Raw genomic sequence first — 17,874 nt, forward strand, 5'->3', positions numbered from 1 at the left:
TTAGCGTATCTAATATTCAGTCTCGCGTATACCCGTCGATTGTTTGACACTTACCTTCGAACCGTCTGAACCAGAAGAAAGCAGAAGAAAAGCGGTCTTAACGCTCCCTGTACGATAGATCACCGGTGAGCGGAAGACCGCTTTGTTTTATCGATTTTAAAACTTCAGACAAATTCTAAAATCCTGTCCATCAGCGCAGAGCCGCGCTCAGACCAGGAACAAACTGTTTCTTTCTGGAGACGTAGCCGAGCTCTTCAAATTCCTTGAGAATCGGACGGGTTCGGGCGGCTTCCGGACCGGCAGCGATAAAGTGCGAACCGCTTCCTTCCACATTGGTAAAGGCCATGACCCAAAGACCGATCTTGCGGTTTCGGGCTTCCTTTTCCATATATTCTTCAAAGTCATCGCGGATGCGTTCGACATCGGAATAGTCGAACACCAGTACCTGACTGATTTCCGTCTTCACACCGGAGAGATCGAACTCCTTGCAGTCCTGATACAAAATTTCCTTGAACTCCTTGCCTTCGATCGTGGCGGTATGGCGAAACAGATCTTCGGCCATTTCCGCGGCGTTCAGACCGTACTCCTGTTCAATGTTACGAGCTGTGATCTGGTCGGTGATCGTGCAGGTCGGAGATTTGAAGTTCATGGTGTCGCTGATCATCGCATACAGAACCAGCTTGGCGATTTTCTCATCCATGCGGATATTCAGTTCCTGATACATCAGGGCAATGATCGTATTGGAAGAACCGACGATCATGTTGCGGAACACGATCGGTTTGGTCGTTTCAATATCGCCGATGCGATGATGGTCGACAATCTCGAGAATTTCGCCCTGTTCGCGATCGTCGATGGACTGCTTGCTTTCGTTATGGTCGACCAGAATAAACTTCTTCGGTTCGGCCTTGAGCAGATGGTAGCGGGCTACCGCACCGACGATCTGGTTTCCGACAACAACGGGATAGGAAGAATGCCTCGTCTGCAGCATCTTCTTCTCGACGTCTTCGAGATATTCAGAAGGATGGAACGCCACGGCTTTTTCCTTTGGCGTCATGATCATGCGCACCGGAATCGAGCGGTAGATCATCTGAATGATCTTCATCAGGTTGTACGGCGTACTGATCAGCGTAACCCCCATCGCTTTCGCCATTTCAAAAATGTAGTCGTTGGGGACAAAGCCTTCGGCAATGACGATCATGGCGGCCCCTTTGGCCATCGCCTTGATCATGTCGTCTTCATGATCGTTGAGCACCATGATCGCGCCGGTCAGGTCGCGCTCCATCATCTTCTTATCCGCGATGCGAACATCGCCGCTTTTGGCGCGGGTTCCTTTAAAAAGGATTTCACCGTGAACAACGTCCTGGATATTTTCGTCCGGCGTATCCTTGAGCAGCTCGCGGGTGATATTGAGATCCTGCATCTGGATTTTGGAAATATCGGCCAGGGTAACCATGCCGGCATAACAGGCTTCGTCATCGAGCACGTAAATGGTTTTCGCATTATTTTCCAGCATCAGATCCCAGCCGTAGCGCAGCGTGTCGTTCTGATTGATCAGCGTTGCCTGGTCAATTTCAATTTCTTCCAGCGAATTCTTGGCCGTCGACAGACGGATCGGCGCGGGTACGCCGACTTTGTCCAGAATGTATTTCGTCTCCGGATTCAGATGACCCAGACGGGCCGGTACTACATTTTCCCCCAGCTTCTGTTTCAGAGCCGCCAGAGTAATGGCACCGCATACCGAATCCGTGTCGGGTCGTTTATGACCAATTACATATACGGGCTGTTTCATATTCATTCCTCATGATTTACTGTATGATTTTTCGTTTCAAGTATAGCATGAACAGGATACCCGCTTTTTGCCCCCGTGTCTGATTCAGACACCTTTTTCAACGATTGCACTTTTAGAAAAGGCATTCGAAATCCCTTTCATCGTTTTGAGGAAAAGAGCAGCGGATGAAGAGCGGCAAACCAACTGGGTTTCAAATTCCCGATTCGGCTTCTTTCCCAGGAAAAACGCAGGATCCGAAGCGCCTGGATCCTGCGTCATTGGCTTAAAGCTGTCCTTTGTGGGTGATCTTCTTCGATGATCCGTTCTCGCACGAAACGCGAAAAAGCGATTTTGTCTAAGCCGGAAGACGGGAAGCGTCCGGAAGCCGGCGCAGTGCAAGAAGACGATTTCCCAGATCTCTGGTCATCGCATTGACCGTCTGCTGCGCAGTTACAGTATCGAGAAGATCCTGCGCTGCTTCGGCCTGTGTCAGAAGATTCGTTTTGTCTTCCCCCTCCGCAAATTCATTCAGCTGCAACGTATGGGTTTTGTTCAGAGCACATTTCAACAAAGACATATCCGGCAGAGAACGGACAGTTTCGATCAGGCTGTCCGCCTGTTCAATGAGCGCCTCAATCTGCTCGTCCGTTGTATCGACGGTGAGCTGAACGTTCTGCCACGAATCGCTGAGCGTCTCAAGCTGTTCTTTCAAAGAAGAAGGAAGGACGTTCTTTTCTTCTTCTTCCTGAAGAATCGCATCAATCGTTTCCATGCGCTCTTTTAAATCGAGAAAGGCATGACTGCCTGTCGCGCTGATTTCCGCAATATGGAACGAGTTGTTCACATTGCTTTCAACGCCTTTCAGACGGATCCAGGAAACCAGCCGGTCTCCGTCAAACGTATACGTATCGCCAGATTCCGTTGAAGCGGCCGTACTGGTCTTTTCCCCGATCTTTTCCCAGGTTTTGCGATCGAGTGATCCGTACACTTCATATTTATAGTATTTCGACGCGTTAATCCGGGTCGTCACCGTAAGCGAATCCAGCAGAACGGGATGATCGAGCTGAATATCCACACACGGATTCAAGGTATTGGAGTTGCCGTCCCAGAACGTCGATGTATTTCCGTCCACCGCAAGCCAGGCATGGGAATCCCCCCACGTTTGGGAAGGATAGACCCCTTGTTCAAAACAGAGACTGGACGATTTGCGGGAAAGCCATTCGGCAATTTTTTCGCACAGTCTGGCTGTCTCTTCCTGCGTTGCCGCCGCATTGGCCAGCAGCGTTTCGCCTTCCTGCGCCAGTCTGGCGATTTTCTCTAATGTTTTTGGATCGTAATCGGCTGCCGAAGCCGCTTCGGCTTTTTTCATGAGCTGTTTTAACGGTGCTTTATCGACCGTATGATCGAGCGTTCCCTTGCGAGACTGATTGAACATCCAGTCGATCGCATCTTCGAGATTGGAGACACCGTTTCCGTCATCGTCGAGCGTCTTGCTCCAGGCATAGTTCCAGCAGAAGTGGGAAGTGCTGTCGTATTCGGTATACGTCACATTTCCATACGGAGCCATCGCTTCGTACATTACCCTTCCCGCAGCGGAGGTAATGGTCGGATCGTTTTTACAGTGGTACATGCGAATCTGGGTTTTTGAGGCATTTTCCGCGAGTGTCGGATCCCCGATTCCGCACATCGGCATAGCCGCCGCAAAAAGATATTCGTCATCGCGCAGCAGCAGATCCCAGGTGGCGCATCCCCCCATGGATTCGCCGGAAAGATACGTGCGATCCAGATCGGTATGGTATGTGTTCTGTACCTGCTTGATCAGGTTATACGCCGCGTCGAGATTCTGAGAGCGTTCCCTTTCCTGCATATCCCAGTTCGAACGCTTCCAGTAATTGCCGTTTACCGTCAGCCCCGGCAGATTGACCCAGCGGTCCTGTTCATTGCCGTCGTTTAAATACGTTCCGTTCACCGTCGCCTGTGGTGTCTGCGGCATCAGAAGGATTGCCTTGCGAACCGGATTGTCCCGATCCGCCAAAAGCTGATAGCCCATGCCATAATGACGGTTGACGACCGTTCTCGTTTTCCCGCCGTCGGAATAGCCGTGCATGTGAACGACAAGCGGAAGATCTTCTTCAACGCTTCCGTCCGCATTTTTGGGTACGTACAGCCAATAGCTGAGGGTCACCCCGTTTTCATCGGTATAGTCGAGCTGCTGCAGGCCGGTCTTTTCAATCATGTCGCTCGTTCCCTGATCGCTTCCGGCAACAAATCCGTACAGGCTCGGGTTTTGCGTCGGGGCATCGTTGGCCGCCAGTACGGGCATGCCAAACGCCGAGCAGCTCAGGCTCATTCCAAGAAATCCTGCCGCCAGCCGTTTTCTGAATTGCTTCATAGTTTCCTCTCTTCGTTTTCTCTTCTTCCATTTTGTACGCCGGACTGAACCTTCATGGACGCAGGTTTCTGCTTTGCCTGTGCCGTTTCCGACGTTTGATGGTTTCAATTTACCATTGGCTTTTTTTGCAGTCTTTGCCCGTATAAGGAAAGAAATCGTCTATTCCGGCAAACTGTCCGGCCGTTTTTTTGAAGGCTTGGCGGCCCTGGGACTGGAGAGAAAAGAAACTCTGTTGTATACTCTTGCATGAGGCTTGAAGAGCTTCTCTTCAAAACGCCGATCCATTCCTCGGGAAAAGCGGGCGGTCCATACCGTCTGCGTCCAGTGTCTGGATTGCCTCAGTTATTATCTGTTCTCAGCTATTTTTAACCCAGTTTCACTCCCCAACAATTTCTGAAAAAGTTTTTCTGAATTTGTTGACTCCCCTACAGGGAATTGGTAATATAAGCGAGTCAGGTCAAGACGCCGGCATAGTATAATGGTAATACACGTCCATGGTAAGGATGAGCTCGTGGTTCAATTCCGCGTGCCGGCACCATTTGAAAATCAACCGCTCAAATGAGCGGTTTTTTTATTGTCCAGATTTTTTTCGTGATCGGTTTCGATCGTTCGACTTCGATCTGGCTGTCGATCCATTCGGATTTGCGTCTGGATCAGCTTTGCGTTCCAGACGCCTTTCATCAAAAAAGCGAGCTGCTGCAGACTGAAATGCTTTTCGCATTCTCTGCCTGCCGGCTCGCTTTTTTCTTTTTTGTCTTTTCTTTTTCGGTACAAGCAGCTGGATCATGCCTGCGCATTTGTCTGCGCCACATCGGCGAGGGATCGGCTTTCCAGCCAGTTTCGAACGAGTTCCACCGGGAGTCCGACCACATTCGTGTAGGATCCGTCAATGCCGTCAACAAAATCGACATCCTGAATTCCGTAGCTTCCCGCCTTATCCAGACACGTTCCCTGCTCGACGTACGCCTGAATTTCTTTATCGCTCAGATTTCGAAAATGGACAACCGTCGTTTCCACTGTCGAGATCGTCTGCTTCTCCTCCATTAAAACGACTGCGGTTTTCACTTCATGACTTCTGCCCGAAAGAGAGCGCAGCGTTTCAAAAGCTTCGGCTTTCGATTTGGGCTTTTGCAGGATCCGGCTGCCGTCCACAACAATCGTGTCCGCGGCAAGAACGATGGATTCGGGATGAGCCTGAAATACTTCTCTGGCTTTAGCCAGCGCTACATCGCGCTGAGCTTCATCGATCGGACCAGAATGGAAGACTTCGTCCCCTTTTGCGGGAATGCACTCAAAATCGGAAACAATGGTTTTCAGCAGCTCTTTGCGCCGGGGCGACTGGCTGGCAAGAATCAGTCTGGACATAAGAAAACTCCTTTCGGTTCATGCGATTTTCTCTTTCCCTATCCTATCGCATTTTCTTTTCGACGTTCGACTCTTTCTCCCTGCCGGCTCCTCAGGTACAGTATCCTTCTCTTTTTCTCAGGCAGTCGTCGGTTTTATGGATTTCGAACCGAATCCATTGACGAAAGCTTCTGTTTTGCGTATTGCGCAGGTACTAAGAACGACAAGGAATTCTACAGAACTTATACGTGTAAAAGGGTCTCCAGCCAGAGGCCTTTTTATGTAGGAAGAGAGTGGAAAGAAGAGATTTCACGTCTCATTTGCGTGTGCATCCAATCCAAAATGTTTTTCTCCTGCGGTATCTTTCTTTCCCTCTGAATTTGTTCAAATCCGGTCTTTTAATAAACAATACAGGGCAGTATCGATCCGCCGGAATTACAACCAGCGAATCCTTACCGCCCTGTTTTCGTTTCTTTCGTATTTTGAATTTGCACTTCCGCTTTTCCCTTTTCCCTTGGATCAAGGAATTCGACGAATGGTGCAAAGCCGCAAATTCCGCGACCTTTATCGTTTGTTCAGCGTCCGACGGATTCAGAATCCGTCTGCGGATGCAGATGACTCTGGGGAACGATCCGCTGCAGGTATCGCTGTTCCTGCAGACGGGATTTGAGATAAGCCATACCGCCGTAAAAGCCGAGAACCGCCAGAATGAGTTTGATCGCGATTTTGGCGATCATGGTGGAGAACATGGCTTCCGGACAGATGACAATCATGAAATCTGTCGCCGGATTGAGCAGCCAGTCCATGTTTCCCGCAAAGAAGAGGGTATGAAACCAGGTCCATAAGCCGGTGAAGTCGATGAAATACCAGAAGGCAAAAAAGATCAGTACGACCAGCAGACAGGCGCCGGCCTGTCTGATCCCCGTCATCAGAATTCCGAGACAGCGGGTTCCGTTGGATCCGAATTTCCAGAACAGCCAGCCTGCGCTGATCAGACAGACGAACCAGGAAACAATCATGACCAGTCTGGCGTTTTGCCACAGCTGCCGGACATCAACCATGTGCTTTTTCTCTTTGGCATTGAAGGTATCGCGCACTTCGTTTTTCCAGAATACCTTGCCGTCGAGATTGTCGCGTTTGCCCTCGACGTAATCCGTCATCATGAAAATGGAATTCTGAAGATCTTCATCGGACACCGAAACGGTCTGTGCCAGATTCAGCTTGTCATACAGACGTATGTAAAAGCCGTGATCAAAAACGACCGCCGCGACGCTCGAAAGCAGGGCGGCGATCAGAAAGGAAAAGCCAAAAAGAACAGGTAAAACCTTGCGCGTCATTCGACGGTAACCAGATATACGCTGGAGACCCGGTCGGTCTTGCGCAAAATGTCCACGAGATCTTCGATGCTCTGTTCGAGCTCGGTAATATCGAGAGTCAGCGTCACGTTGGAAACGTGATTGATCGGGACGGTCTGGTTGATGGCGATGACGTTGCAGTTGAGCTGGGCAATACGGGTCAGGATGATGGAAAGCACGCCTTTTTCATCCTGAACGACGAGTGAAAGAATCGCCCGGCGGCTTGCGTCCTTGGGCTCAAACTGAAAAATGGAATTCTTATATTTATAGTACGTTCCCCGGGAAATGCCGACTTCGCGTACCGCTTCGCAGATCCGGCGGACTTTGCCGGAATTGAGCAGATTCTGCGCTTCGACGACTTTTTCAATGACATCGGGAAGAATCGAAGAATTGACCAGATAGTATTTATCCATGAATGACCTCCGCTCCATGTTCTGAAACTTCAGACAGACGTACATCCAGTTCGGGATGTGCGTTTTTAATTTCCTCTTTCAGCGCCTGAAGAGTGTCCTTGTTCTGACTTACAAAAAGCATGGTAGATCCGGATCCGGAAATCCAGAACGGTACGGAATTTCGTGCCGCAATTTCCTGCATCGCCGGATAGTGAGCAATCAGCTTTGAGCGGCTTGGCTCATGAAGCAGATCATGACACGCTTCAAACAGCAGCGTTTCGTCTTTATGCGTCCAGGCGTATTCAAAGAGCATGGCCCGGCCGGCCTGCATGGCTGCATTGTGAAGAGGAATTTCTTCTGGCAGCGCCTTGCGCGCCATCGGGGTGGACACTTCATACGGCGGAATGACCACAAGGGCTTTCCAGCCGTTGGCCCCCAGATTGACGCCGATCAGCGAGCGGGTACCTTCCACCGTAACGGAAAGCGCGCCGTTCAGAGCCGGGGCAACGTTGTCGGGATGGCCTTCAATTTCCACCGCGCACGCCAGCAGCTGATCGTGATCCATCTCCAGTTCGGCGATCGCGTTGGCGCCAAGAATGCCGGCGACGACGCACTGACTCGACGAGCCTAGGCCTCTGGCAAACGGAATATCGGACTGAATGTCGATGTGTACGTTTGGAACCGGCTTGCCGCACTTATGGCAGGCGAACACAAAGGATGTCCAAACCAGATTGTCGGCAGTGGCGTATTCCCTGGGACAGCCGCTGATGAGCAGCTCATCGCTTTTTTCAAACGTAATGGAAGAGTACCAGTTCAGCGCAAGTCCGAGAGTATCAAAGCCCACGGAGCAGTTGGCGCTGGTCGCCGGTACTTTCACCGTAATCATGCAAAAATCTCCTTCGAAGCGTCGAGCACATTTTCTTTCATCGCTTCAGGATCAATTACCGCATCGTGCAGAATTTCGAGACGTTCGAGAACGGCTAAAGGATGCGGAATGGCGTCGGCATTGATCTTTTCCAGATCGCGCATCGCCTGCCATGGATTGTCTTCTTTCTGTCCAAGGGAATCGAGAACGTCCTGAGTAAATTTGTACGGACTCGCCGTGGACAGCGCGATGACCGGCGTTTCGGATTTTTTCGCAAGCGCATACGCGGCCGCCGAATGCGGATCGAGCACGTAGCCGGTTTTGTCAAAGACGTCCTTAATGGTGGCTTTGAGCTGCGCGTCGTCATACCAGCCGCCTTCAAAAAGACGGGAGATTTCCGCAAAGGTGTCTTCATCCAGCGTATAGCTTCCCTTTTCGGCCAGATCCTTCATCCAGCCGGCAACTTTTTCGGTGTCTTTATTCGATGCGTAGTAGAGCAGACGCTCGAGGTTGGACGAGATCAGGATATCCATGCTTGGCGAAATCGTCTGAATGAACGGACGGTTGCGATTATAGGTTCCGCAGGCAAGGAATTCGGTAAGAACGTTGTTGGCGTTGCTGGCGACGTAGAACTTTTCGACCGGCAGACCGAGCTGCATGGCGTAGTAGCCGGCGAGCACGTCGCCGAAGTTTCCGGTCGGTACCGAGAAGGATACTTTTTCGCCCGTCTGAATGACGCCCTTGTTTACGAGCTGGCGATAGGCATCGAAGTAGTACACGATCTGCGGAATGAGACGTCCGATATTAATGGAGTTCGCCGAAGAAAGAACGATATCGTCCCGGGCGAGTTTTTCCTTCAGATCTTCATCGAGGAACAGCTTCTTGACCATGCTCTGCGCATCGTCAAAGTTGCCTTCGACCGCAAACACTTTCACGTTGCCGCCCGACTGGGTAGCCATCTGCTTGTACTGCACGGCGGAAACTTTGTTATGGGGATAGAAGACGCAGATGCCGGTATTGTCTACGTCCTCAAAGCCGGACATGGCCGCCTTCCCGGTATCGCCGCTGGTCGCGGTGAGGATCAGCGCTTTCTTGCCGGTATCATTCAGAGCTTTGGATAAGAACCACGGCAGAATGGTCAGCGCGACATCCTTGAACGCGCTGGTCGGTCCGCGGAACAGCTCGAGAATGTAAATGCCGTCAACGTCTTTTACCGGCGTAATTTCATCGCTTTCAAAACTGCCGGTGTAGGCATTTTCAATGCAGTCATCGAGTTCTTCGCTGGTATAGCCCGAAAGCAGCGCCGTGAACACTTCCTTGGCGATGCCTTTGTAATCGAGCTGAATCAGCTTGTTCAGATTCAGCTTTTCCTGGCCGAGTCCGGGCCAGACAAACAGTCCGCCATCGGGACTGATTCCCTGCAGCACCGCCTCCTTGGCGCTGATCGGATCCGCGTTTTTACGGGTTGACTGATAATAAGGTTTCATAAATTTTCGGCTCCTTGAAATCGCATATGCCCTATGATACAATGTGCAAGTTTTTAAGACAAGTGTATATTAGACAAGAACAAAAGGAGTACAAAGCAATGAAAACGATGAATTGTGTCCTTCTTGGCTACGGTACAGTGGGACAGAACGTAGAGCGTTTATGCCGCGGCATTGACGGTCTGGAAATGAAAGGCGTATTTGTCCGCCCGGCCAAAGCGCGCGAACCGTACTTTTCCGCAGATGGAAAAGCACTCGTTTCGCGGCAGGACGTTCAGATCGTATTTGAATGCCTCAACGGACTGGAACCGGCCAATACCCTTATCCGTACCGCCCTGGAACATGGAAAGAATGTGATTTCTTCCAACAAGGCGGTTTTAAGCACATATCTGCCTGAGTATATCAAACTGGCTGACAAATATGGCGGATCGATTCAGATTGAGGCCAGTGTAGCGGGTGGAATCCCTTTAATTGACGGAATTCTCAAACTTTCTGCCGCTGAAGAGCTCAAGGGATTTGAAGGCATTCTCAACGGAACCTGCAACTATATTCTCAGTTCCATGGAAGAAAACGGCACGTCCTTTACCGATGCGCTGCGCAGCGCACAGGAGCTCGGCTTTGCAGAAGTGGACCCCACCAACGATGTGGAAGGAAGAGATGTCTGGTACAAAACGCTGCTCGTCTCCTCTTTATATACAAAATCGCCTGTAACCACTCTCCCCGATCCGATCGGCATCTCCAGTATCGGCATAGACGAGATCGCGCTGGCGAAAAAACATCATAAAAAAATCCGCCATCTTGCAATTCTGAAAAATGAAAGCGGATCCTTTTCGGCTCTGATCGCACCCGTTTTCCTGAATGCGAGCGATTATCTGTCTTCTGTTGGTCAAAATTACAACGCGCAAAAAATCGAAGCTTCTTCTTTTGGAAGTTTAGGCTATTATGGCCCCGGAGCCGGCGGCAGTCCGACCGCGCAGGCTATGATCGCCGACGCGATCAACCTGCTGAACGGTACCGTTCGCAGAATTTCGCTCGATCAGCACGCCACATTCTGCAAGGATGGTATCCGCGAAGACTGGATTGTACGCACGTGCAAAAATCTCGATTCTGTAAAGAACGCAGATTCCACCTATTTTGAAGAAGACAGTCTCTGGCTGATTAAAGATCGCGATCTTTCTCTTGTCGAAGAGATCCAGGCGATCGATCCATCGGCCATGCTGGCAGTATGGAGGAAATAAATGGCTTTAAAAGTGACGAAATTCGGCGGCAGCTCCGTTTCCCAGGCCAGCCAGTTTCGAAAAGTAAAAGAAATCGTGGAGGCCGATCCGGATCGCCGTTATGTCGTCGTCTCCGCACCAGGCAAGCGCTGCAGCAATGATTCCAAGATTACCGATCTGCTCTACCTGCTCGACGCGCATCGTCAGTATCATGTCGATGCCAGCAACGTCTACAAGCTGATCCGCGACCGCTTCGTGGAAATCCGCGACACCCTCGGCCTCAAGCAGCCGATCGAAAAAGAGCTGGACACGATGTACGCCAGCCTTTCTTCCATGAGTGAAATGGAAATCGTATCGCGCGGCGAATACTTCTGCGCCAAGCTCATGGCCGAATACCTCGGCTTCCCGTTTGTGGATGCGGCCGATGTCATCCGGATCAACCACGACAAGTCCATCGACTGGGAAGCGACGCGTGCCCGTCTGAAAGCCATCATGAATGAACACGATCATTTCGTATTCCCCGGCTTTTACGGCACAGCCGCCAACGGCAAGATCATGGTCTTCTCGCGCGGCGGCGGCGATGTGACCGGTGCCATTCTGGCCAACATCATGGAAGCAGATATCTACGAAAACTGGACCGATGTTTCCGGATTCCTGATGGCCGATCCGCGCATCGTTCGCAATCCGCAGCCTATCACCCACATTACCTACTCCGAACTGCGCGAGCTTTCCTACATGGGCGCGTCCGTGCTTCACGAAGACGCCGTCTTCCCCGCGCAGGAAAACAACATTCCGATTCATATTCTCAACACCAACCGCCCGCAGGATGCCGGCACGATCATTCAGGAAACGTCCCTCGTGCCGCGCAAGTACCCGATTACCGGTCTGGCCGGCAAACCGGGCTTCCTGTCCATCTATATTTATAAGAAGCACATGTCCAACGAAGTCGGCTACATGCGCAAAGTGCTCAGCGTTCTGGAACGCTACAACGTTTCGATCGAGCACATTCCAAGCGGCATCGACTCCTTTACCGTTCTGGTCAACGGAGCTGAAGTTGAAGACAGCCTTTACGAGATTCTCCACGAAATCAAGCGTCAGGTTGCACCGGATGAAATCAAGGTGCAGGACCATATCGCGCTCGTCTCCACCGTCGGCAAAAGCATGTCCCATCAGCCGGGCAACGCCGGCCGTCTGTTCGAAGCCTTAGGCCGCGAACACATCAACATTGTCATGATCGCGCAGGACTCCAACGAAATTAACATTACCGTCGGCGTCAGCGAAAAAGACCTTTCCCGCACGATCGAAGTCATTTACAACGAATTTGTCGTTGACTGAACCGCTCTACATTTGAATCAGGAAGAAGGAATACGATTATGAAAACCATCGCCATTGCCGGTGCAACCGGCGCTGTAGGCGCGCAGATGCTCGAATGTCTGCACGAACAGGGCATTGAAGCCAATATCAGACTTCTCGCCTCGGCTCGATCCGCCGGAAAACAGATCGAAGACTGGACCGTTGAAGAACTGACCGAAGATTCGTTCAAAGGCGTCGACTATGTCCTGGGTGCCTGCGAAAACGATGTCACCAAAAAATGGATGCCGTGGGCCCAGAAAGCCGGCTGCGTTGTCGTCGACAACTCCTCCGCTTTCCGTCTCGATGAAAATGTTCCTCTGGTCGTTCCGGAAATCAATGCCGAAGATATCCGCAAGCATCAGGGCATCATTTCCAACCCGAACTGCTCCACGATTATCGCATTAATGGCCATGCACGATCTGCACGAGCTCTACAACATTCAGGATGTCATCTGCACTACATTTCAGGCTGTAAGCGGCGCCGGTGTCAAAGGTCTGCGCGATCTGGAAAACCAGCTCAAGGATCCCGAAGCGACACCGGAAGCGTTCGCTCATCCGATCGCCTTTAACGTCATCCCGCAGATCGGCGGCTTTGATGAAAACGGCATTACGAGCGAAGAATGGAAAATGCAGAATGAAGGCCGCAAAATTCTTCACGCGCCAGAGCTGAACGTCAACTGCACGTGCGTACGCGTACCCGTATGGCGTTCCCATTCCGAATCCATCACAATCCGTACTGAAAAACCGGTCGACCTCGATGCCTTAAAAGAACGTCTGTCGCATTCCGAAGGCGTAAAGCTGCAGGACGATCCGGAAAACAACGTCTACCCGATGCCGATCGACACATCCAATCAGGATCTCGTCTACGTCGGCCGTCTGCGCTACGATCCAGCTGATCCGACCCACAGAACCGTTTCGCTCTTCTGTGCGGGCGACCAGATCCGCAAAGGCGCTGCCTCCAACGCCGTTCAGATTCTCAAGAAACTGATGGAAATGGACGAACAGGCTTAACTTTAAACACTTTACGGCGGTATCCCTGCGCGGGACGCCGCCGTTTTTATCTCTTTGACCGTCTCGCCGAATACAGCCCAGACCAGAAAAATCCGCAGATCCAGGCGACCGCCGGTCCTTTTCTCCGGCCGTTTGCCTGTGTCTGCCGATTTTGAAATTCAAAAAACGAGTGCGCTGTTCACGCAGTCCTTTTTCCCCTTGGTGTTGAACCAGTTTTATTTCGTCCCGTACCAGCTGATGCCTTCTGCGACCCATCCAAGACGGCCGAGCGCCTGATTTTCTTGACTGGACTTTGTGAAATTGTGCGCACCGGCTTTCGCGTTCGGATTGTACTGCCGATAAATCGGGACGCCTTTGGCGGGATCGGAATACCAGCCGATCTTTTCGTAAATCCAGCCGGCTCGCACCAGACCGTCTTTTTCCGCTTCACTGAGCGTGTAATGATGATCGCCCGCGTTCGGATTGTACAGACGATAGACAGGCAGCTCGGACTGCACAGGGGCCGTCCACCCTTCTCCTTCATACGTCCATCCCATCTGCACTAAGGCGTCGCGCTCCACCGCGCTTTCCGTATAAAAGTGTTCGCCAGAATTCGGGTTGTACAGGCGCTGCAGATTCACCCGCTCCGCGCTCGCTCTGGAATAGCCGGTCCATTGGGCTTCCAGACGAAGCGGTTCTTCGCTGTCGTCACCAAGCGTATGGATCACGGCGCCATCCGGGATTTGTACCGGAGAATAGCCGGCACCGCGCGCATTTGGAATGGTATCGAAATAGCGCAGATCTCCCCGAAGGGTGCCGTCACTGGAACAGAGAATCTGTCCGTTGGGACGGTAAACGAGCCAGCCGTTAAACGCCATCGCGTCATGGATAAAGGTACAGGCGAGAATTTGCGTACCGCCCTCGCCTAGCGAAACCAAAATCGGCTCCATGGTTCCCTGTCCGATGCCCGGATCGAACGAGAGCGTCCGTGTTTTTTCCTTCCAGACAGCACGCAGTTCGATGTCATCGCCGCTCTGGGCTAAAGGCTGCCCGAAATCGGAGGGTGTCAGACTTTCCCACGAAGCGACGACAGCCAGTTTCCAGCCTTCCTGCTGCGCCTGCACAGGATCTGCAAAATAGGCCCGGGTTCCATTTTTCTCGTACAGACTTTCGCTGCTGGTGAGCCTGGATACCGTCCATCCTGCGAACTGATAGCCAGGGCGCCAAAGCGCACCGTCTCCGAGCGTATAGGGCGTATCGATCGGAACGATTTTCGCATTCGGACTTCCCTGTCCGCCGTTGGCATTGTAATGAAGGACATACGCCTTCGGTGTCCAGTAATGCAGAACTTCGGAGGCGCGGACCGTACGGGAATGGTCAATCCGGCACGAGGCTCCATAGTTGGCTTCGAGAATCGACAGCTGATCGCCGTTTACGTTCCAGACAAAGGCGGTATGCCCGCTCATACGGATCACATCGCCTGCCCGAATGCCTTCGTTTCCAACCACATACCGGGTACCGATCCGCGAGCTGCGCAAATAGCCATGGCACTTGTAATAACAGAGGTAGGCAAAGCCGGCGCACTGCACGCCCTGATCGAAGCTGTTGCATTTGACGCTTCCGCTGCGCGAACCATGATCCGAACACGGAACGTCCGTCGTACTGGTCAGGGAATAGGCCGAATCCGGACTGAAATGGTTCCAGCAGCGCCCCTGCGGCAAATCGCGCCGCAGCTGATTCACACGCTCTTCGAACGTCCCTTCATACGGCTGTACGTCTTTTTCCCGGCTGGAAAATTCAAATTTTCGATCTTCTTCCCCTAAAAGACTCGCATCGATATTGTAAACGGGTTCGGGATACGCATACGTCAGTCCTGAATCGTCTTCTTTGGCCTGAATCTGCATTCGATGACTCTGGAGCGCGGGAGAAATTTCCAGACTGAGCGCCATCGAAACACTCATCAGAACGAGGGCCAGTCGCTTGAGAATCGGATACTTCATACATCTTTCTCCTGTCAAAAAGACAGGTCAGATTATGGATTGGAAATAAATCATCTGACCTGTACAAAAATTGTTGCATTTTCGGAAAATGGCGCGGCGAACCGTTCTTCGCGTCCATTTTCGGGAAAATCTGCCCGGATTTTCCTTTTCTGGCTGGGAATTATGGCATTACTTTTAATTCGTTGCGGACATCTCTAAACCTGATTTTATGAGCAATTCGGACATTTCTTAACTAAGATTCTCTATTATTCCACCCGATTTGTTAAAATGGTTGATCTTTTAAAAATTTAGTATACACATTGTCACTATCGTAATTCATTTGTACCTTCATAATTATTTTTAACTTTATTATCAGACCCGCTTTTTCACCCTCTGAGAGGACCAAAAAGAAAACGTTCCGGGTTTCTGTACCGTTATACGGTTCAGAATCCGAAACGTGTATTCCGGCTCGTCCTTCCTTTTCAAACCGGTTTCTGATTTTAAACTCGACCAAAAGAAAAGCAGCCCTTCCGAAAAAACGGTCAGGACTGCCTTGTGGATGTATTTCAAACGACAGGCCGTCTGCGGTCTGGAACAAATCGTGCTATTTCAGGATACGGAATTCACCGAAGGAAGAATCGACATGATAGTCCGGTTCTTCGGTTTTTGGATCTACCCAGGAAATCCATTCCATGACGGTATCGTCGCCTTCTTTTTCCGGAGACGAGAATTCGGCACGGTATACGCCTGTGCGCATCGTTCCATCTTCCTTAAGAAGGTTCAGATCTTTCAGCGTGCTCAGCGGCACTTTGCCTTCGACAACGTAGCCATCGTCGGTCTGTACGCCAGCGGTTTCAAGACCTTCAAGATTCCAGGTTCCGTCAAAGTGGCGATAGTACTCGATGGAATAGTCATGAACGCGTCCCTTCGGGTCGATTTCTACACCGTAGTAGAGCGGCATGCCTTTGGGTGTCGGCAGGTCTACCGGTCCCTGCGCGAGAAAGATTTCTACGCGGTCTTCCGCATCGACTGTACTTTCATCGTCTTTCCAGTCTTCTTCCACGAGGACTTCCGGATCGGTAACTTCAAACATGAAGTACAGATCGGTTCCGTCGTTGTACGCTTCGAATACCGTTACCGGCGCTTCTTTATCTGCCCATGGATAGAAGAAGGATCCGGAGATATTCTGTACGCTCGACCAGACGTCTTCGTCGATCTTGCCGTCGATCGTCGCTGCTTCGTCTCGTTTTACGACATCATAGTGCGGCGTGGTGGCCTGGTTTGGAATGGCAGCGGAAACGGCCGCTTTTTCCTTTCCTTCCGAAGCTGAAGCGTCGGTCGGCGTTTTGGCCGCCGGCGTTGTAGAGCAGCCAGCAAGAAGCAGCAGCGCGCCGGCGCCCAGAGTAAGTTTTCGCAGAGTGTTCATTTTTCTTTTTCCTCCTGCTTTTCTTACCCCTAGTATAGGTGCGCCTCTTCAACACCTGTAAGCGTTTTCTGACTATTCCATTTTAGTGACCAAAGAAGCCACTGAAAATCCAAGGCATCGCCAAAAATCGCCATATAAATCGCCATATAAATCGCCATATATAGACATTTTAAAAACCTATGTTAAGACATTATCATCCAATTTGTTTGATTCTTTTGCCTTATGATTTTTTCAAAAGGTATACATTAAAAATTCAGCACATCGCTTTTTTCTGGCTTAGCGGCGCCCTGCCGGAGCGCGCCGGTCGAATCGTTTACACAGCCCGCGAAGCGGCAGAAACAGAAAAAACGTCACGACCATATTGGCCACGCCATGGACCAGATCAAAAGGAAGACCCGCCACCCACCACGAAAAGGCAGCGGATACGCCATTGAACAGTCCAAAAATCAGCGCAAACCAGAACCCGAAGGAAAAGCCAAAAACGCCAGCCAGCAGACTCCAGAACCAGATCGATCGGATGCGACGGCAGGCATAGGCCACGTCAAAGAGAAGCGGCCAGACCAGGACATAGCCCATATTCCAGACGCCGGCTCCCCAGACGAGCAGTTCGCAGACGATATAGACACAGATCGCCAGAAAGCCTTTCTTTCCCAGACAGCAGCCGGCCACCAGAACGAGCAGCGTAACCGGTTCAATATTGGGCAGGGACGCCATCGCCATTTTCAGAGCGAACATCAGAGCGCCGTAAAGCGCGCCAAAGCAGGCATCGTAAAGCAGGGTGCGGGACTTACTGCTCATAGGACCATGTGTAGACGGCATCGTTTTCCGGCTGAATCGAACTTACGCCCGTCTGGGCGTCTTCGCCGTTGATCTGCAGTTTCCACCAGGCACCCTTTTCGGCCTTTTCCCCATCGACTTCGGTCACAAAAAGGCCGTACTGACTTTGTTCGCCCGCAATCCATCCCTGCTCGAGAAGCGCGTCGGCCAGATTGGAGGCATTCGTAGTGAGCTGAATCTGCTTGCCTGTCCCATCCTGATGCATCACATGCATGGTAAAAGTAACCGTCTCATTGACCGGGGCATTACTTGAAAGGGAGGTACTCGAACTTTCCTGCAGGGACGATGAACGAACCGCATACGAATCCGCAGCGGATTCTGCATGCGAACAGGCGCCCATAAGCAGCGAAGCACAAAGAAGAACACCCGCACCGTATGTGCGAAGGACAGATTTTTTCATAACGAAGATTCCTTTCCAAAGACACGGCTTTCCAGAACAAATTCACTCTCTTCTGCAGACATCGTCTGCAGAT

Annotated in this window: 15 protein-coding genes and 1 tRNA gene; 5 read left to right on the forward strand and 11 right to left on the reverse strand. The window is 51.3% G+C overall.

All coding sequences use genetic code 11. From position 1 onward, the window contains the following. Positions 1 to 190: 190 nt before the first annotated feature. Positions 191 to 1,789 (reverse strand): putative manganese-dependent inorganic diphosphatase, encoded by a 1,599-nt coding sequence (locus Q2J39_RS05900; protein ID WP_288339413.1) that lies wholly within the window; start codon positions 1,787 to 1,789, stop codon positions 191 to 193. Between the two features lie 334 nt (positions 1,790 to 2,123). After that, entirely contained in the window at positions 2,124 to 4,118 is a 1,995-nt protein-coding gene (locus tag Q2J39_RS05905) for a discoidin domain-containing protein (RefSeq protein WP_288339415.1), read from the reverse strand. Here Q2J39_RS05905 and Q2J39_RS05910 point away from each other — a divergent pair. After that, entirely contained in the window at positions 4,090 to 4,410 is a 321-nt protein-coding gene (locus Q2J39_RS05910; RefSeq protein ID WP_288339417.1) for a hypothetical protein, read from the forward strand. The genes Q2J39_RS05905 and Q2J39_RS05910 overlap by 29 nt on opposite strands. Before the next feature lie 214 nt (positions 4,411 to 4,624). Next, positions 4,625 to 4,698 (forward strand) — tRNA-Thr (locus Q2J39_RS05915). Between the two features lie 245 nt (positions 4,699 to 4,943). Here Q2J39_RS05915 and Q2J39_RS05920 read toward each other — a convergent pair. The 5 genes from Q2J39_RS05920 to thrC all read right to left on the reverse strand — a co-directional run bounded on the left by Q2J39_RS05920 (position 4,944) and on the right by thrC (position 9,603). Further along, the gene (locus Q2J39_RS05920) at positions 4,944 to 5,525 is read right to left on the reverse strand and encodes a nucleoside triphosphate pyrophosphatase (RefSeq protein ID WP_288339418.1); all 582 of its coding nucleotides are present in this window, start codon (positions 5,523 to 5,525) and stop codon (positions 4,944 to 4,946) included. Positions 5,526 to 6,079: 554 nt separating this feature from the next. After that, entirely contained in the window at positions 6,080 to 6,841 is a 762-nt protein-coding gene (locus Q2J39_RS05925; RefSeq protein ID WP_230266716.1) for a DUF1461 domain-containing protein, read from the reverse strand. After that, positions 6,838 to 7,272 (reverse strand): ACT domain-containing protein, encoded by a 435-nt coding sequence (locus Q2J39_RS05930; protein ID WP_288339421.1) that lies wholly within the window; start codon positions 7,270 to 7,272, stop codon positions 6,838 to 6,840. Before Q2J39_RS05930 ends, Q2J39_RS05925 begins: the two co-directional genes overlap by 4 nt. Next, positions 7,265 to 8,137, reverse strand: coding sequence for a homoserine kinase (gene thrB, locus Q2J39_RS05935; RefSeq protein ID WP_230266718.1), 873 nt, complete (start codon positions 8,135 to 8,137; stop codon positions 7,265 to 7,267). Before thrB ends, Q2J39_RS05930 begins: the two co-directional genes overlap by 8 nt. Beyond that, positions 8,134 to 9,603 (reverse strand): threonine synthase, encoded by a 1,470-nt coding sequence (gene thrC / locus Q2J39_RS05940; protein ID WP_288339424.1) that lies wholly within the window; start codon positions 9,601 to 9,603, stop codon positions 8,134 to 8,136. The genes thrB and thrC overlap by 4 nt, the downstream gene beginning before the upstream one ends. A 98-nt stretch (positions 9,604 to 9,701) precedes the next feature. Between thrC and Q2J39_RS05945 the strand changes: the two genes are divergently transcribed. From Q2J39_RS05945 to Q2J39_RS05955, 3 genes are read left to right on the forward strand one after another with little or no spacing between them, the layout of a single operon-like run. Then, positions 9,702 to 10,838, forward strand: coding sequence for a homoserine dehydrogenase (locus tag Q2J39_RS05945; RefSeq protein ID WP_288339425.1), 1,137 nt, complete (start codon positions 9,702 to 9,704; stop codon positions 10,836 to 10,838). After that, positions 10,839 to 12,152 (forward strand): aspartate kinase, encoded by a 1,314-nt coding sequence (locus tag Q2J39_RS05950; RefSeq protein ID WP_288339427.1) that lies wholly within the window; start codon positions 10,839 to 10,841, stop codon positions 12,150 to 12,152. Between the two features lie 38 nt (positions 12,153 to 12,190). Beyond that, positions 12,191 to 13,180, forward strand: a complete 990-nt coding sequence (locus Q2J39_RS05955) for an aspartate-semialdehyde dehydrogenase (RefSeq protein ID WP_230266722.1) — start codon at positions 12,191 to 12,193, stop codon at positions 13,178 to 13,180. A 215-nt stretch (positions 13,181 to 13,395) separates the two neighbouring features. Here the strand turns inward: Q2J39_RS05955 and Q2J39_RS05960 are convergent, their stop codons facing one another. From Q2J39_RS05960 to Q2J39_RS05975, 4 genes are all read right to left on the reverse strand, one after another. After that, a complete protein-coding gene (locus Q2J39_RS05960; protein WP_288339430.1) occupies positions 13,396 to 15,159 on the reverse strand; it encodes a hypothetical protein in 1,764 nt (587 codons plus the stop codon). Positions 15,160 to 15,742: 583 nt separating this feature from the next. After that, positions 15,743 to 16,564, reverse strand: a complete 822-nt coding sequence (locus tag Q2J39_RS05965) for a sugar-binding protein (RefSeq protein WP_230266724.1) — start codon at positions 16,562 to 16,564, stop codon at positions 15,743 to 15,745. A gap of 276 nt (positions 16,565 to 16,840) precedes the next feature. Further along, positions 16,841 to 17,362 (reverse strand): hypothetical protein, encoded by a 522-nt coding sequence (locus tag Q2J39_RS05970; protein ID WP_230266725.1) that lies wholly within the window; start codon positions 17,360 to 17,362, stop codon positions 16,841 to 16,843. Beyond that, the gene (locus Q2J39_RS05975; protein ID WP_230266726.1) at positions 17,352 to 17,801 is read right to left on the reverse strand and encodes a DUF4430 domain-containing protein; all 450 of its coding nucleotides are present in this window, start codon (positions 17,799 to 17,801) and stop codon (positions 17,352 to 17,354) included. The genes Q2J39_RS05970 and Q2J39_RS05975 overlap by 11 nt, the downstream gene beginning before the upstream one ends. Between the last annotated feature and the right edge of the window lie 73 nt (positions 17,802 to 17,874).

Source organism: uncultured Allobaculum sp., assembly GCF_948576815.1.
In the GTDB taxonomy this organism is placed as follows: domain Bacteria; phylum Bacillota_I; class Bacilli_A; order Erysipelotrichales; family Erysipelotrichaceae; genus Allobaculum; species Allobaculum fili.

Excerpts from the sequence above, each read along its gene's own strand:
- Q2J39_RS05900 (WP_288339413.1), bottom strand. The coding sequence starts at position 1,789 with ATGAAACAGCCCGTATATGTAATTGGTCATAAACGACCCGACACGGAT.
- Q2J39_RS05910 (WP_288339417.1), top strand. The coding sequence starts at position 4,090 with ATGCCAAACGCCGAGCAGCTCAGGCTCATTCCAAGAAATCCTGCCGCC.
- Q2J39_RS05905 (WP_288339415.1), bottom strand. The coding sequence starts at position 4,118 with ATGAGCCTGAGCTGCTCGGCGTTTGGCATGCCCGTACTGGCGGCCAAC.
- Q2J39_RS05920 (WP_288339418.1), bottom strand. The coding sequence starts at position 5,525 with ATGTCCAGACTGATTCTTGCCAGCCAGTCGCCCCGGCGCAAAGAGCTG.
- Q2J39_RS05925 (WP_230266716.1), bottom strand. The coding sequence starts at position 6,841 with ATGACGCGCAAGGTTTTACCTGTTCTTTTTGGCTTTTCCTTTCTGATC.
- Q2J39_RS05930 (WP_288339421.1), bottom strand. The coding sequence starts at position 7,272 with ATGGATAAATACTATCTGGTCAATTCTTCGATTCTTCCCGATGTCATT.
- thrB (WP_230266718.1), bottom strand. The coding sequence starts at position 8,137 with ATGATTACGGTGAAAGTACCGGCGACCAGCGCCAACTGCTCCGTGGGC.
- thrC (WP_288339424.1), bottom strand. The coding sequence starts at position 9,603 with ATGAAACCTTATTATCAGTCAACCCGTAAAAACGCGGATCCGATCAGC.
- Q2J39_RS05945 (WP_288339425.1), top strand. The coding sequence starts at position 9,702 with ATGAAAACGATGAATTGTGTCCTTCTTGGCTACGGTACAGTGGGACAG.
- Q2J39_RS05950 (WP_288339427.1), top strand. The coding sequence starts at position 10,839 with ATGGCTTTAAAAGTGACGAAATTCGGCGGCAGCTCCGTTTCCCAGGCC.
- Q2J39_RS05955 (WP_230266722.1), top strand. The coding sequence starts at position 12,191 with ATGAAAACCATCGCCATTGCCGGTGCAACCGGCGCTGTAGGCGCGCAG.
- Q2J39_RS05960 (WP_288339430.1), bottom strand. The coding sequence starts at position 15,159 with ATGAAGTATCCGATTCTCAAGCGACTGGCCCTCGTTCTGATGAGTGTT.
- Q2J39_RS05965 (WP_230266724.1), bottom strand. The coding sequence starts at position 16,564 with ATGAACACTCTGCGAAAACTTACTCTGGGCGCCGGCGCGCTGCTGCTT.
- Q2J39_RS05970 (WP_230266725.1), bottom strand. The coding sequence starts at position 17,362 with ATGAGCAGTAAGTCCCGCACCCTGCTTTACGATGCCTGCTTTGGCGCG.
- Q2J39_RS05975 (WP_230266726.1), bottom strand. The coding sequence starts at position 17,801 with ATGAAAAAATCTGTCCTTCGCACATACGGTGCGGGTGTTCTTCTTTGT.